This window comes from Lishizhenia tianjinensis, assembly GCF_900116425.1.
Lineage (GTDB): Bacteria > Bacteroidota > Bacteroidia > Flavobacteriales_D > Crocinitomicaceae > Lishizhenia > Lishizhenia tianjinensis.
This window is the reverse complement of the sequence record NZ_FPAS01000005.1, coordinates 149,405-165,450: the sequence shown is the minus strand read 5'-3', so window position 1 is coordinate 165,450 and position 16,046 is coordinate 149,405. Positions and strand designations below refer to the sequence as shown.

General features: G+C 37.6%; 13 protein-coding genes. 9 read left to right on the top strand and 4 right to left on the bottom strand.

Annotated elements, in window-relative coordinates; translation table 11 throughout:
- The first annotated feature begins 42 nt into the window (after positions 1 to 42).
- The 4 genes from BM327_RS13470 to BM327_RS13455 all read left to right on the top strand — a co-directional run bounded on the left by BM327_RS13470 (position 43) and on the right by BM327_RS13455 (position 2,961).
- Positions 43 to 1,101, top strand: a complete 1,059-nt coding sequence (locus tag BM327_RS13470) for an NAD(P)/FAD-dependent oxidoreductase (RefSeq protein WP_090251575.1) — start codon at positions 43 to 45, stop codon at positions 1,099 to 1,101.
- Positions 1,102 to 1,191: 90 nt separating this feature from the next.
- Positions 1,192 to 1,605, top strand: a complete 414-nt coding sequence (locus BM327_RS13465) for a BrxA/BrxB family bacilliredoxin (protein WP_090251572.1) — start codon at positions 1,192 to 1,194, stop codon at positions 1,603 to 1,605.
- A gap of 82 nt (positions 1,606 to 1,687) precedes the next feature.
- The gene (locus BM327_RS13460) at positions 1,688 to 2,143 is read left to right on the top strand and encodes a hypothetical protein (protein ID WP_090251568.1); all 456 of its coding nucleotides are present in this window, start codon (positions 1,688 to 1,690) and stop codon (positions 2,141 to 2,143) included.
- Complete coding sequence (locus BM327_RS13455; RefSeq protein WP_139230382.1) at positions 2,140 to 2,961, top strand: UbiA prenyltransferase family protein; 822 nt, start codon at positions 2,140 to 2,142, stop codon at positions 2,959 to 2,961. Before BM327_RS13460 ends, BM327_RS13455 begins: the two co-directional genes overlap by 4 nt.
- Before the next feature lie 5 nt (positions 2,962 to 2,966).
- Here BM327_RS13455 and BM327_RS13450 read toward each other — a convergent pair whose 3' ends face one another.
- The 4 genes from BM327_RS13450 to kdsB all read right to left on the bottom strand — a co-directional run bounded on the left by BM327_RS13450 (position 2,967) and on the right by kdsB (position 6,629).
- On the bottom strand, positions 2,967 to 3,263 hold the full coding sequence (locus BM327_RS13450) for a BlaI/MecI/CopY family transcriptional regulator (RefSeq protein WP_090251558.1): 297 nt from the start codon (positions 3,261 to 3,263) through the stop codon (positions 2,967 to 2,969).
- Positions 3,264 to 3,420: 157 nt separating this feature from the next.
- Positions 3,421 to 4,617 (bottom strand): C1 family peptidase, encoded by a 1,197-nt coding sequence (locus BM327_RS13445; RefSeq protein WP_090251553.1) that lies wholly within the window; start codon positions 4,615 to 4,617, stop codon positions 3,421 to 3,423.
- Positions 4,618 to 4,666: 49 nt separating this feature from the next.
- Entirely contained in the window at positions 4,667 to 5,830 is a 1,164-nt protein-coding gene (locus BM327_RS13440) for an HU domain-containing protein (RefSeq protein ID WP_090251550.1), read from the bottom strand.
- Between the two features lie 61 nt (positions 5,831 to 5,891).
- Entirely contained in the window at positions 5,892 to 6,629 is a 738-nt protein-coding gene (kdsB, locus tag BM327_RS13435) for a 3-deoxy-manno-octulosonate cytidylyltransferase (protein ID WP_090252049.1), read from the bottom strand.
- Between the two features lie 108 nt (positions 6,630 to 6,737).
- Here kdsB and dprA point away from each other — a divergent pair, with 108 nt between their 5' ends.
- The 5 genes from dprA (at position 6,738) to BM327_RS13410 (ending at position 16,028) form a co-directional block, all read left to right on the top strand.
- Positions 6,738 to 7,838 (top strand): DNA-processing protein DprA, encoded by a 1,101-nt coding sequence (dprA, locus tag BM327_RS13430; protein WP_090251545.1) that lies wholly within the window; start codon positions 6,738 to 6,740, stop codon positions 7,836 to 7,838.
- A gap of 92 nt (positions 7,839 to 7,930) precedes the next feature.
- A complete protein-coding gene (locus tag BM327_RS13425; RefSeq protein ID WP_090251541.1) occupies positions 7,931 to 8,686 on the top strand; it encodes a response regulator transcription factor in 756 nt (251 codons plus the stop codon).
- Between the two features lie 196 nt (positions 8,687 to 8,882).
- The gene (locus BM327_RS13420; RefSeq protein ID WP_090251536.1) at positions 8,883 to 11,108 is read left to right on the top strand and encodes an NADP-dependent isocitrate dehydrogenase; all 2,226 of its coding nucleotides are present in this window, start codon (positions 8,883 to 8,885) and stop codon (positions 11,106 to 11,108) included.
- A 373-nt stretch (positions 11,109 to 11,481) separates the two neighbouring features.
- Entirely contained in the window at positions 11,482 to 12,003 is a 522-nt protein-coding gene (locus BM327_RS13415; protein ID WP_090251532.1) for a ferritin, read from the top strand.
- Positions 12,004 to 12,140: 137 nt separating this feature from the next.
- On the top strand, positions 12,141 to 16,028 hold the full coding sequence (locus BM327_RS13410) for an adenylate/guanylate cyclase domain-containing protein (protein WP_090251527.1): 3,888 nt from the start codon (positions 12,141 to 12,143) through the stop codon (positions 16,026 to 16,028).
- Positions 16,029 to 16,046 lie beyond the last annotated feature (18 nt).

The following is a 16,046-nucleotide window of genomic DNA, read 5'->3' as shown; positions in this document are numbered from 1 at the left end:
GTTCATCCTTTGATGAAAGGGATTGCTTACTTTTGATCTCGTATGAAAACATTGATTATAGGTGGAGGTGTTGCCGGACTCAGTATCGCACATCAATTGGAAAAAAGAGGAGAAGATTTTCTAATCATTACTGAAAAAGAAAACCACAGTACACGTGTTGCTGCAGGTATGATCAATCCTTTTGTTTTTCGAAGAATGCTCAAAAGTTGGAAAGCAGATGAATTCATTCCCTACCTCAATAATTTCTATAAAAACCTCGAAGAAAAAACGGGAAGCACTTTCTTTCATCACATTCCTATTCGACGCTTATTTTCTTCCGAAGATGAAGCTAAATTGTGGAAGGAAAGAAGTGAAGATCCTGAATACTCATCCTATTTACAATTGGATGCTCAACCTCATCCTGCTTATGCAAAAGACACTTTTGGTCAAGGTTTTGTATTAAAAGGCGGCTACATACACAGCGAAAATTTCTTGAAAGCCAACAGAGACTATTTTGAAGGAAAAGGCTTACTTCGCTATGAAAGTATAGACCATCAAGCCATTGATATTGAACAAAAAAGCTACAAGCAAGAGCACTTTGATTTCATTGTGTTTGCGGAAGGATATAAAGGCAAGGAAAACCCTTGGTTCAATTACTTGCCCTTGGGTCAAACCAAAGGAGAATTGTTAGACATTTCCTCTGATGAGTTAAGTGAAGATGAAATTTTAAACCGTAAATGTTTTGTATTACCTGTTGGTGACCAACGTTTTAAACTGGGTGCAACTTTCGATTGGAACACTACTGATTTAACGCCAACTGAAGAAAAGAAGGCAGAGCTTTTAGAAAAATATGACCTAAATTCTACGGCTAAGTTTACTATCAACGAACACATCACAGGTATACGTCCTACCTCTCCAGACAGACGTGCATTTTTAGGCGAACATCCCAAACACAAAGGCTTGTTTGTTTTTAATGGTCTGGGTACAAAAGGTTATATGTTAGCACCTTATTTGAGCGAACATTTGTTAGACCATATTTTAAATGGAGAGGACTTAATAGCAGAAGTAAACATCCAACGTTTTCATAAGAGATTTAGGAAACAAGAGGCAGGAGAGTTGTAGAATTGAAATGATGTACTTCACCAGACAGTAATTTCTTGCCGCTATGTTAAGATGCTTACTATCTTTGTACAAAATTAAAAAACGAGAAATATGTACCCTCCAGAATTAGTTGCTCCAATGAAAGAAGATTTAACTTCAGTTGGATTTGAACAATTAACAACAGCAGAAGAGGTAGACAATAAAATAAACGGAAGCGAAGGAAGTTTATTAGTAGTTGTAAACTCTGTATGTGGATGTGCAGCTGGTAACATGAGACCAGGTGTTAAATTATCAATTCAAGGTGATGTAAAACCAGATGCTTTAACAACTGTTTTTGCAGGAGTTGACGGTGAAGCTACAAACCAAGCAAGAAAGTACTTCTTACCTTACCCTCCATCATCTCCATCTATTGCTTTGTTCAAAGATGGTAAATTGGTTCACTTCTTAGAAAGACACCACATCGAAGGTGGAACTGCTGAAATGATTGCTGAAAATTTAAAAGAGGCTTACAAACAATTTTGTTAATTCCTCACAAAAGCATACGAAAAGGATCAGGTAACTGGTCCTTTTTCTTTTTCCATACTTTCTGTTTGTTTATCTTGTGGGTATGAAAAAGCAAAACCTTAAAGCCCGACATTTTCTTTTAGCCTATTTAGCATGCTTGGTGAGCTCTATATTTTTAGCCATCCCTATTAACGGTTCTTTAGAAGCTATAGGTATGGGACTAATTGCTGCCGTAGTCGCTTTGATCACTTCACTGCCCTTCATTATTATTTTCCTTGCTCTAATGTATTACAGACTTCAAAAGGAAAATAGTAAAATGGGACTTCATCTATTTACCTTTGTTATTCATACTGCGGGAGCATTTTTAACCATACTTGCATTTTACATTTTTGGAAGTTCGGCGAGTGAATTCAGCAGAATTTCCCTCTTAATTGTAGGGTACTATGTATTAGACTCCATTTACTTTCATGCGCTTATACAGGTAAGATTTAAAGCCGCCTATGATGTAGAAATCGATACTTTAGATAGCTTTGGCGAAAGCAAAGAAATTGAATTTTGAAAAGCATTCGGTTCATAGTATACTCCAATATTTTAGTAAGCCTTTCGGCTGCGAGTATGAGTTATGCTTTTTGTGTACAACAGGATATTGAAAATGCTTTCTACTATGCCCTTTTCGTTTTCTCTGCTACCCTTCTAACCTACAACGCTCAGCGCATTATAAAAAGGAGTCAGGATAAAAAAGAATGGGACACCGGCCGTTTACTCTGGTTAAAGCAACATTCCAAACTACTTTACATTCTTAGTATATTGAGTTCTATACTTTGTTTGATCATTTACTTCCAACACCTTTACCATTTACACTCTTTTATTTTTCTTATTCCCCTAGCCTTTATCTCCATATTCTACGCCTTAAAATTGGGTAACCTTAAAAATTTGAGAGAAATTCCACACGTAAAGATTCACCTTATTGCCCTCGTTTGGGTAAGCTCTACTTGCATTTTTCCGGCCTTAAACGAAGAGCTTTTAAGTTGGAATAGTTTCTTATTCGGCGCAGCATTTTACCTCTACATTTTGGCCATTACCGTACCATTTGACATTAGAGATTTAAACTATGATGATCCCAACAGCAAAACGGTTCCTCAAGTTTTTGGAATTGATTTAGCCAAGAAAATAGCACTCATTACCTTGATTTCATCTGCTTGTATCTTTTCTTACTTAAGCACAAATTTATTGCAACAAAGTCTATTAACGATTGCTTTAATTTATCAGGCGGTATTGATACAACTTACTACAAAAAATAAACCTGAGCTCTTTTACTCAGGTTTAATCGATGGCGGTATAATTTTGTTGGCCATCAGTTTTTGTTCTGTTCCGTAAGCTTATTACACTATTGCAGCTTTAAATTTTTCTACATCATTGTCGAAATAATTGACTTTTAGAAAGGAAATGAGATACTCACTGTAGTCCATTTTCGTAACGCGCGGCATATAAATGTAACCTCGTCCTTTCTTTTTGTGTTCAATAAATTTCTTTTTTTCGAGTATCCTCACAATGGTAGAAACTGTGTTGTACGAAGGTCTGGGCTTTTCATAAAGCTCTAGAATGTCTTTCACTACGGCAACCTCCAGTTGCCATAATTTGAGCATAACCTTCTCCTCTGCTGGAGTTAATCGTTGCATAATCAATACGTTTAGTTGTTATACACAAGTTACGACATTATTAGTTATACACAAAATCAAATATTCATTTTGCCATCACAAATACAAATCATAGCAGGCCATTGCATAAAAAAAGCCTCCCCGAAGGAAGGCTTTTCACATTTTTAGTTGAACGAAATTATAAATTCAATTTCTTCTTCATTTCTTTGGTCAATGCATCTTTATGCAAGTAAACATTGATGGTCTTCCATTTAAAGTAGTTAGCAGAAACGTATAAGTAACCTTCTGGGTAATTACCTGTTCCCCAACTATTTTTCACTAAGAAGTAAGGAGTTCCATTCGCTTCTTTGTACAAACCTGTAATGTGCATACCGTGGTCATCCGTAGTCGTTTTATTATCATAACCTTTCTGACGAAGCTCCGCAGTTATTTCTTTTTCTGCAACAGGTGTATCAAAAGCATTTGAAATCTTCTCTGCTCCTGCATCCGAATAATTTCTATTGTCTCTACCTCTAACTTGAATGGTAGATTCATCTGCGGGTACTATTGCTAATCCATCTCTAAAAGAGAATCCTTTTTCAGAAACATCAGCTCCCCAAGCAACAGTATAACCATTTTTCAAGGCTTCTTCTGTTGCACTTACGAGGTCCTCTAAACTTACATTGTAAGAACTTCCCCAAGCCCAGTTATCTTGAATCGCTAAGAAACATTGTTGGTTCAAAGGATGGTTTGTGAATGAAGTTAAAGAAACATAATCATCCATTTTTAAGCCTGTTTCATCTGCAAAAGAACGTGGCGTATATTCTTTACCCTTGTACGTAAAGTTTGTTGGATCTTCTCCCAAATAAGCATCCAAGATGGCTGCAAAACCAGCCTTCCAAGAACTCGTTAAACCTGTAGAACCTACGGTAGACATGATTCCTTTTACAAAACCTTCTAAACCAGCAAACATTTCGCTGTGGTTGTGCTTATCAGTACCATAGTTCAATCCCTCATAAGCTTCTGCAGGAACCAATCCGTGGTTTCTAAATACCCAAGGAATATCATGAAAAGCACCACCTTGTGAGAAGTTTGTTTTCCCATCCATACGGATGTATTTTTCTGCTTTTCCTTCGTAAGCTTTACGCGCTACATACATTTCAGACAATTGTGGAACATCTTTCTTCCCCATTCTTATCATTTCTGACTCAAAGAAAGACAAGGCTGAAAAACTCCAACAAGTACCTGTATACCCTTGAGATTGTACAGGTGTAGCATCCAAATGTGCCACTTTCTCAAATTTGTATTGTGACGTTTCACTGTTCGTTGTGAAATCTTGACTAAAAGAATTAAATGTAAGCGCCAAAGCACCTAACATTAACACAGATTTTTTCATATAAAATGTATTGAATTAAAAAATGCTCCGAAAAGGAGCATTTAAATTATTATAGATGAAGTAACCAAGTGATTACACCTGATCCTTGTAATTTCTTCTTTAGGGCCAATGCCTCTTCTCTATCATTGCTTTGCGCAGCACTCACTCTGTACAAACCTTTGTGATAATCCAAAACGAAAGCATTCAAGCCATCATTTTTAAGCGCATTTACCAAACTTTCGGCATTTTCTTTTTCTGTAAAACACCCAGCTATTAAATGACGACTGTAAGTAGTGGCAACACTTTCTTCTTTTGCTACAGGAGTAGAAACCTCTTCAACCTTTTCAACTTGCGTTGGAATAGTTTCAGTGCTTTCTTTTTTTACCGTTAAGTAGAAGTAATCGTCTACAGGGAAGGTATAGGTTTCCACACCCTCCGGAAGTTCATTCATAATCTCTTCCAAAGATTTTTCTGGTGCTAAACGCTCAACTTCTAATACGGGTGAATTTGCAGGATCGTATTGTTTTAGCTCTGGTTGTACAAAAGGATTAAAATCTCCTTTCAACACAACTCCTGATTGTAAAACATCCGTTTGTGTCGGTATCCAATAAGAATAGAAGGCAACGGGAATAAATGCCGCAGCCGCTGCATACTTCCAGAACGCACGCTTACGCTTTGTTGGTTGTTCTACCTCTTGCTCTGCAACCGTTCTTATTTCTTCTGCTTTCCCTATAGAAATGATAGGTGTTTTCTCTTCTTTTTCCTCCTCAATTGCTTTTACAGCGGTTAAAGCCGGAGCTGTTTTTTCTTCTTTGGCAGGTTGAACGAAATTAACATCGCTTAAACCATAAGAAGACAACAACAAGTTAAAGAATCTGTCTTGTTCAAAATTGAGGTTCTGTTCTTTATCGAAATACAAGAAACCTACACGTTCGATTTCCACGCGCTCTCCTTGCTTCAATTGTTGTTTCCAAGTTACAACCTCTTCTTGAATGGTTGTACTTGCCTGCTCAAAACTCCATTGGTTTTTATTGGCCATATAGTTGGCTAATAAACCGTCGTTGTTGATCAGGTTTGTATTAAAAGTAAGGGCCTTTTTAGGCGCCTCTATTCTTCCTTGATTTAAATCTATTTGAGCATTAAGCACATTGGCAATGAATCCACCAAAGTTGGGGATGATCACACAATTGTGTCTTAATAATAGTTCTGCTATCGCCTCGTTTACCTGCTTCATTCCTAACAAAAATACTCAATTTGGAGTAGAAAGTCTACGCCACCAATGGAAAAAAGTTGCGCTAATCTTCTAAAAATTGCAATACTTTTTCCAAATCATCTGGTGTGTCTATGTTTGGGGTCTCTAAATCAGTTTCTACCACTTTAATTTTATACCCATAATACATCCACCTCAATTGTTCTAAAGACTCCACTTGCTCCAAAAGACTTGGTTCTAATTGTGTCAATTTCATTAAAACTTCTGTCTTGTATGCATACAATCCTATGTGTTTAAAGAAGGGGAAGTTTTCCAAAGCACTTTGCTTGGCATGGTGTTGATTAGGAATAGCACTTCTCGAAAAATACAAGGCCTCTTGCTCTGCATTACACACTAATTTTATACGATTTGGGTTTTGTACATCCTCCTCCGAAATGTTACGTGTAGCGAGAGTAGCTATCTCTACTTTTGAATCTTTAAACACTGCCAACAAGGCATCCAATTGTTTTGGATTTACCAAAGGTTCATCTCCTTGTATGTTGATCACCACATCATAATCTGCGTACTGCTCTGCCACCTCGGCACATCTATCTGTTCCACTCGGGTGATGCGCGGCTGTTAACATCACTTTTCCTCCAAAAGCCTCTACCTCATCTACAATGCGTTGGTCATCTGTTGCTACCACTAACTCATCCAATAAACTAGATTGTTTAGCTCCTTCATACACGCGTTGTATCATGGACTTTCCCTTAATATCTATCAAGGGTTTTCCGGGAAACCTGCTAGAACCGTAACGAGATGGAATTACCCCCAGTACTTTCATAATTGATGTTTTTGGATTGGCTTCAAAGATAAAGGAATTAGTTTTTGATGCTTGGAGAACTTTCTTTATCTTTAAAAGAAGCAACATGCTCACATCAACCTAATTGTAATGACAAAAGAAGAATTGAAATTGTTCCTCGGCTTTCAATTTATGAAAGGAATAGGAATTAAAACCGCCAAAAGTCTTATTGCCCAAAGTGGAGGAATAGAAAACTTTTACAGCTTAAGTAAGGTGCAACTGAAAAATTTAGAAGGTGCCAGTGATAAGCTTGTTCAAAAAATAAAAAGAAAGGAAGCTTTAAAGGAAGCAGAAGAATATCTCGACTTTCTCACCCGTGAAGACCTCTCCGTTTTTAACTACCTATCTCCTCTTTATCCTAGAAGATTAAAACATTGTGCAGATGCACCTTTACTCCTATTTGGAAAAGGAAACTTAGATTTTGATTATCCCAAAACAGTTGCCATTGTAGGAACGCGAAACGCAACACCTTACGGTAAAATGCTTGTTGAGGAATTGATACAAAAATTTGCCGAACACAAGTTACAAGTGGTTTCTGGTTTAGCCTATGGTATAGACATACACGCCCATAAACTTTGTGTCAATTACGGACTTTCTACTGTAGGTGTTTTAGGACATGGTTTGGATAGAATTTACCCGGCCATACACAAAAACACAGCCCAACAAATGATGGCTAAAGGAGGTTTGCTTACCGAATTTCTTCCAGGTACAAAACCCGATAGAGAAAACTTCCCCACCCGAAATAGAATTGTTGCCGGTATGTGTGACGCTACCATAGTTGTTGAAAGTGGTGAAAAAGGTGGTTCCCTCATTACCGCCTACCTCGCGAATGATTACAACAGAGATGTATTTGCTTTTCCTGGTGATGTAAATAAACCCTATTCCAAAGGATGCAACAAACTCATACGCCTGCAACGCGCCCATCTCATTAGCTCTTCTGAAGATTTATTTTACCTCATGAATTGGGAAAAATCAGCTCCTGAAGCCGTACAAATCCCTCTCTTTTTAGAATTAAATGCAGAAGAGCAAAATATAGTGGACCTACTTAGGGATAAAAATGAACAAAGTATAGATGAATTGGCTTATCATTTAAAACAGCCCGTAAGTCAAGTAAGCACTACACTTCTCAACCTAGAATTTCAAGGTTGTGTAAAAAGTTTACCAGGTAAACGCTACTTACTTGCAGTTTAAAAAACTATGCGTGTCATGATAATTTAAACTATTTTTAATACTTTCAGTGGCGATAAGTTCGTATTATCGTCACTTTTTAACTGCTATTAAAAATGTCAACACCCCTACAAACGCACATAGAGGAAATAAAAAATCCCAATACTATTTCCAAAGAAGAAATAGAAGGATACATTGAAAAGTTTAAAATCTTAGCCAATACAGGAATTAACCGCAATTCTATTTTTTACATCTTGAATTTGACCTCCATGAAATATGCCTACATCAATGATGTATGTAAAAGTTTTACCGGACAAAGTGCTCAAGATTTCTACAAAAAAGGGGTAAGTATATTGCCGGAGATTATAGACCCTATAGATTTTGAGGTTTTATCTACGAGTTTATTTCCAAAGATGAACGCTGTTGTGGCCGAACAAAAAGACATTGACATTACACAAGTTGTTTTCGAAATGCACTACAACATGTTTAATCCAACTACCGAGGTTAAAACTCCCATTGTAGAATACAGCTCTTACAGTAAACTAGACGAAAAGGGTGTTCCTGTTCTTTCTACGGGTATGTGTTTTGAATCAGTTCTCAATTTCAACGGAGTTCGAGGCATCGTTCGTTTGAACACTGCCAATGGTCAGCAAACTTTGTTTGACGAAACCATCTCTCATGTTGTGGAGATACTTACCAAAAAGGAAAAAGAAATTACCGAGCATTTGATGAAAGGATATTCGCGCAAAGAGGTTGCCGACCAAATGAACATTTCTTACCTCACCGTGAACACGCATGTGAAGCGTATTTACAAAAAGCTCAACATTCATAAAATTTCTGATTTAGTAGAGATTTTCAAAACCAACAATTAAAGGAAAGCATTCATCCTTAATTTGTTTGCCGCATTCTTTCTGGATTTTGATCTGACGATAAAACTAGAAAAGATCCTTGTGGAATACATCTCGTTGTTTTAAAACTGCTAGACTTTTGTCCTGTTTTTAAGCACCACATTCCTACCTAAAAACAAGAAGATTTTATTAGATTTGTGGGCACTACAAAATTTTAATTATGTCATCAGAGAAAGCAAAAATTATTTACACAAAAACAGACGAGGCGCCGTTTTTAGCAACACATTCATTACTTCCTATCGTTGAAGCATTTACAGCTCAGGCGGATGTAAACATGGAAACGAGAGACATTTCGTTAGCCGGAAGAATTTTAGCTAATTTCTCAGACTACTTAAACGATGATCAAAAAGTTAGTGATGCATTAGCAGAATTAGGTGAATTAGCAAAAACACCAGAAGCAAACATCATTAAACTTCCAAATATTTCTGCTTCTATTCCACAGTTAACTGCGGCAATTGCAGAATTACAAGCACAAGGATTTGCTTTACCAAATTACCCTGAAAACCCTCAAACAGATGAGGAGAAAAAGGTTCAAGCCTTATACAACAAAGTTAAAGGTAGTGCTGTAAACCCTGTTTTGAGAGAAGGTAACTCAGACAGACGTGCACCACAGGCTGTTAAAAATTACGCGAAAAACAACCCTCACTCTATGGGTGCATGGGCAAAAGATTCTAAATCTCACGTTTCAAGTATGGAAGGTGGAGATTTCTACGGTTCTGAAAAATCTTACACTACTTCTAAGCCAGAAACGGTAAACATCGTTTTTAAAGGTGCAAACGGAGAGACTATATTGAAAGAAGGTTTAAACCTTTTAGAAGGTGAAATTATTGATGCTTCTGTAATGAGCATGAACCAATTGAGAGCTTTCTACAAAAAACAAATCGTTGACGCGAAAGAAAAGGATGTATTATTCTCTGTACACCTTAAAGCAACAATGATGAAAGTGAGTGATCCTATTTTATTTGGATCTTTGGTAGAGGTTTTCTTTGAAGACTTGTACACTTCTCACGCTCCATTAATGGAAAAATTAGGTTTCGATGCTAACAATGGTTTGGGTGATTTATACACGCAAATGGAAAAACTTTCTGCAGACGAAAAAGCAGAATTGTTGAGCGCTATTGAAACTATCTACGGAAAACAACCTGCTTTAGCTATGGTTGATTCTGATAACGGAATTACTAACCTTCACGTTCCTTCTGATGTAATTATCGATGCTTCTATGCCAGCGATGATTAGAAATTCAGGACAAATGTGGGGACCTGATGGAAATCCAAAAGATACGAAGGCAGTTATTCCAGACAGATCTTACGCAGGAATTTACCAAGCGACAATAGACTTCTGTAAAGAAAATGGTGCATTTGATCCAACAACTATGGGAACTGTTCCTAACGTAGGATTGATGGCACAAAAAGCTGAGGAGTACGGTTCTCACGACAAGACTTTCCAAATGTCAGAAAATGGAAAAGTGTGTGTAGTGGATGCAGCTGGAAACACAATTATTGAGCACGATGTAGAAGCTGGAGATATCTGGAGAATGTGTCAAGTTAAAGATGCACCTATCCAAGACTGGGTTAAATTAGCTGTTACACGTTCTAGAGCTACAGGATGGCCAGCAATTTTCTGGTTAGATGAGAACAGAGCGCACGATGCTGAATTGATCAAGAAAGTAAACATGTACTTGAAAGACCACGATACTTCTGGATTAGAAATCATGATCAAAACTCCATACGATGCTACAATCTACACTTTGGATAGAGTAAAAGCTGGAGAAAATACAATTTCTGTTACAGGTAACGTATTGAGAGATTACTTAACAGATTTATTCCCAATTTTAGAATTAGGAACATCTGCAAAAATGTTATCTATTGTTCCATTGATGAACGGAGGTGGATTGTTTGAAACTGGAGCGGGAGGTTCTGCACCGAAGCACGTTCAACAGTTTGTGAAAGAAGGTCACCTAAGATGGGATTCTTTAGGAGAGTTCTTAGCCTTAGCGGTTTCTTTAGAGCACTTAGGAGAGAAATACAACAACAACAGAGCTATCGTATTGGCTACTGCATTAGATAAAGCAACAGAGAAATTCTTATTGAACGACAAATCGCCAAAACGTAAGGTGAATGAGTTAGACAACCGAGGATCTCACTTCTATTTAGCAATGTACTGGGCAGAAGCAATGGCTGCGCAAGACGAAGATGCAGATATGAAAGCAACTTTTGCTAAAGTTTACGCAGATATGGCTGCAAACGAAGCAAAAATTATTGAGGAATTAAATGCTGCACAAGGTGAAGCGCAAGAAATCAAAGGGTACTACTACCCATCAGTTGATTTGGTGAACAAAGCTATGCGTCCAAGTGCAACTTTAAACGCAATTATCGAAGCCATCTAAGGATAGCTTTTGAAAAATATAGAAGGGTGGTACTAATGTATCACCCTTTTTTTATGCCTGAGAAAGATTAACTGGCTTAGGGATAGCAGCGGCAGGCCTGCAGGTGCTTTTGTATTGGAGTTTAGCCTACAGAAAGCGACTTTAGAAGCTTGGTGTAGGTTTTAACGCAAAACAAAAGCAACAAAGGACTATAGCGTATAGCCCGTTAAAAGCCCCTCCTTTTAATTCAACATTCGAAAATCAAAATTCAACATTTAAAATTGATATTAGGGTTTCACGCGCTTGGTTCTCTAAAATGAATCTAAACAAAGCAGGCACACTAGCTGTTTAGTAGATAAATGTTAAATTTGATACAAATAAACATACCCACAATATGAACGCAAGAGTAGAACAAAAATTAAACGAGCAAATAGTTAAAGAATCATCTTCATCTCAATTTTACTTGGCCATGGCATCTTGGGCAGAGGCAAACGGATTGAATGGAACAGCAAAATTCATGTACACACACTCTGATGAAGAGCGTTTCCACATGTTGAAATTGGTGAAATTTGTTAACGAGCGTGGAGGAAAAGCTATAATTCCTTCTGTTGAGCAACCGCCACAAGAATTCGACAATTTAGAACGTGTTTTTGAATTGTTGTTGGAGCATGAAATTATGGTAACAGAAAGCATTAACGAAGTGGTGGATGTATGTTTACAGGAAAAAGATTACTCTACACACAACTTTATGCAATGGTATGTTACAGAGCAGTTAGAGGAAGAAGCTTTGGCAAGAACTATTTTGGATAAATTGAAATTAATTGGTCAAGATAAGGGTGGACTTTACTTGTTCGATAGAGATTTAGAAAATGCTGCAATTGCACCAGAAGCTGCTGGTCCTGGAGCAGGAAATTAATACTCGTTTTTAATCATATTTGAGCCGTATTCTTTGGGATACGGCTTTTCTTTTGCGCTTTCAATTTCTTTGTCCTTCTTTATTTCACCAAACACCCTATCTTTGTCTAAGAAACGCACGTATCTATACCGTATAGAATGAAACAAATATTGGTTTTCCTCACCCTACTCTTATGCCTATCTTCTGCGATAGGTCAGGAAAACATACAGTTTAATAATTACACGATTAAAGATGGTTTATCTCAGAGTGTGAGTACGGCCATGATACAAGATAATTTCGGTGCGTTATGGATAGGTACCCAAGATGGTTTGAACCGTTTCAATGGAAGTAAATTTGATGTATTCACTTCGGGGGAAACCAAAGGAATAGAGAATGAGTTTATTCTTTGTGCAACCAAAGACAAGAGGGGCTACCTTTACTTTGGAACCTACAAAGGGGTTATTATCTACAACCCTTTTCTTCAATCTTTCGAAACCGTTTACTCTGAAAGTGGAGCCCGTAAGGAGGTCAATACCTTGGCTTTTTTAAATGATGAAATTTGGGCAGGAACTGAAGACGGTAGACTACTGGTATTAACCCAAGAAAAAGGAAAGAAGTTTTTAAAAGTTAAAAAGCCTGTTTTTCTGAGAAGTGGGATCAACAGTATAGAAGAAGGTAATAAAAATGAACTTATTTTATCTACACAATTCGGACGCATATTTCAATACAACATCGCTGATGAGGAATTGGTAGAATTAAAAACGCAACTTGCTCCAAATTCTCGCATCAACAAAATTAAAAAGTTTAGCAAAGACAGTTTATTTATTTGTACCACCAATGGGTTGTTTACCTATAATTTAAAGGATGAAAGTCTGCACGTTTTCTCTGAACAACTCCTTAAGTTTGATATACAAGATTTACATTTCAACCAAGAAACCCTCTATTTGGCTTCGGCAAAAAATGGTTTTGTTCGTGTAAACAGAAACAAAAAAGATCAAGTTCCTGAAATTTTCATGGCCGATTTTTTTCAAAAGAACGCAATCGCCGATAACCATATTAATTTTATCTATGAAGACCTAAGAGGTGTAATTTGGGTGGGATCTAACCGCGGTATTTCGAGTTATAACCCCATGCAAAAGGAATTTGTTTCGGTGGGAATATCTACTAATCCGCAAAAGGGACTAAACACCTTATCGGTTTGGAGCTTAACCAAAAATGAAAACAACCAAAACCTTTATGTGGCTACAGACAAAGGCGTGAGCATGTATCACCATAAGCAACGAAGGTTTTACCATTATACCCGACTATCCTCTACGGGAGAGCAAATGGCGAGTCACCCTTCCCTATCCCTCCACGAAATGCACAACGGAAATTTATTGGTAGGTAATGACGACGGTTTGTTTCACTTAATTATAGACACCACTGATTATAACAATTACAGCTTTAAGCGTATTCAAATGCCTTCAAATCGACCACCTGGTTTTAATTTGATTTACGATATAGAGGCCTTTGATGAAGACACTTACCTCTTTGGTACCAAAGGTGGAGTTGCCGTTTGGTTTAAATCTACAGATACTTGGAAATTTTTGGTGCATAAACTCAATGATGGTGAAACCATAGGTCCGGGTAGTTGTCGTTTAATTTTCAAATCCTTAGACGGTAAATTCTATACAGCTCCAAGCTCAGGTTCTTTGTATGAGTTGCGCTACAATAAAAAAGGTGAGTTCATAGCCGAGCAGCCTAATTTTTACCGCAAAATAAAACTGACCATACAAGATTACATTACTACGGTATATCAACCTAACGCCGATGAATATTGGTTTGGAACTTTGGGTGGAGGACTACACTATTTTAACCAAAAAACAGAAGAAATTAAAAGCTTTACCAAGGCGCAAGGACTACCCAATGAAGTGATTTACGGTATAAAATCTACCGATGGAAAAGACCTCTTTTTATCCTCTAACCGCGGTATTATTAAATATTCCATCCCGAAAAACAAATTCACCTCATATACAGAAGAAGATGGTTTGTTGAGTGATGAATTCAACATGAATGCCGCTTACCAAGATGCCCAGGGTAATATTTATTTCGGTGGTATCATGGGTTACAATTACTTCCATCCTTCTAAATTGAACCAAGTATACAAACGCATGAATGTATACTTCTCGAGTTTATGGTTGGAGAACGAAAAAATTATTCCGGGCAACACAGATTATTTAGCCCAAAACTTAGCACTTACCAAAACTATAACCGTTCCTTACAACCACAGAACCTTGAGTTTAAGTTTCTACGCTGATGATTTTTCCAATCCACAACAAATTAACTACAAGTACAAACTCAAAGGAGATGACGAGGTGGAAGAACTTTTAGGGGATGAAAACCAAATTCGTTTTACCAGTATTTCTCCAGGAATCTACACCCTGCACGTCTATGCGCGTCGTGGAAATGGTGAATGGACAAGTTTGCCGGCAAGTATTACCATCATGGTAGAAAAGGCCTTTTGGATGACGTGGTGGTTTAGAATTACCGTAGCACTCTTATTTGCTTTGTTCATTTTCATCTACATCAGAAAACGTATAGATACAGCCCGTAGAGAGCAGGTAATTCTTGAGTTGCGCATAAAAGAACGTACCCACGAACTCGAAGAAAAGAACCGAGAAATTGAGAAGCAGAAAAAGAAAATTGAGGAACAAAAAGCCAAGATAGAAAAGCAAAAAGACAAGGTTGAAGAACAGAAGAATCAATCGGACAGTATTTTGCGTAATGTCTTACCTTCGGATACCTTAACCCAACTAAAACGAGAAGGAAAAGCCAATGCCCGTGGTTACGAAACGGTATCTGTAATGTTTACCGATTTTGTTGGCTTTACCACTATTTCAGACAACCTAGAACCGCAAGAATTGGTTTCTATTTTAGACAGGTACTTTAGAAAGTTTGACGACATCATTGGGCAACACGATTTGGAAAAAATCAAAACCATAGGTGATGCTTACATGTGTGCGGGTGGGGTTCCTATACGCAACAAGACCAATCCTATAGACACCGTTTTAGCTGCCCTAAAAATTAGAGAATTCGTTAAAGAAGAACAAGAAAGAGCGAAAGAAACGGGAGATATACAATGGAAGGTTAGGATAGGTATAAACACAGGCCCTGTATCTGCAGGTATTATAGGAACCAAGCGTTTTGCCTACGACGTATGGGGAAAAACCGTGAACCATGCCCAGCGTATGGAGCGACTTTCACAACCGGGAAGAATAGCCATTACAGGATCCACTTTCGAACACATAGAAGCCTACTTTGAATGTTCTTTTGCAGGTATTGCAGAATCGAAAAGTAAGGGAAAAATTGATATGTACTTTGTAGACAGCATCAAGCCTGAACTTTCTGTAAACGGAGAAGGAATTCTACCCAATGAAGCCTTCTACAAATTGGTGAATTTGCACCACTTTTCTTCCATTAATTACATGAATGCAGAGCGTAAAATTATGCGCATGCTCAAGAAAAGACTTTCTCCGAATTTACATTACCACAGTGTGGCTCATACCATAGACGTAACACGTCAGGCCGAGCGTATTGCCATTGGAGAAGGAATTACAGATAAAGATTTGTTCTTGTTGAAATCTGCAGCGTCTTACCACGATGCTGGGTTTATTGAGCAATACGAAAAGAATGAACCCATAGGGGCGCGCATGGCCGAAGAAGTTTTGCCTGAATACGGTTATACGGAAGAGGACATTGCTCGAATTAAGGAATTGATCTACTCTACTGCCATACCTCACAACCCTAAAAATCACTTAGAGGAAATTATTTGTGACGCAGATTTAGATTATTTAGGTAGAGACGATTTCCATGAAATTGCCGACAAATTGAAGCAAGAATTGATGGAACATGGTAAAATAGCTAGTGCTAAAGAATGGGATATGATGCAGGTGGCTTTCTTAAAAATGCACAAGTATTTTACCAAGACATCTATAGAAACGCGTCGTCCTAAAAAAATGGAGAACCTCAAAGAAATCGAAGAGCGATTAGCTAAGGACGATTATTAATTGCTACCAACTTTTTTC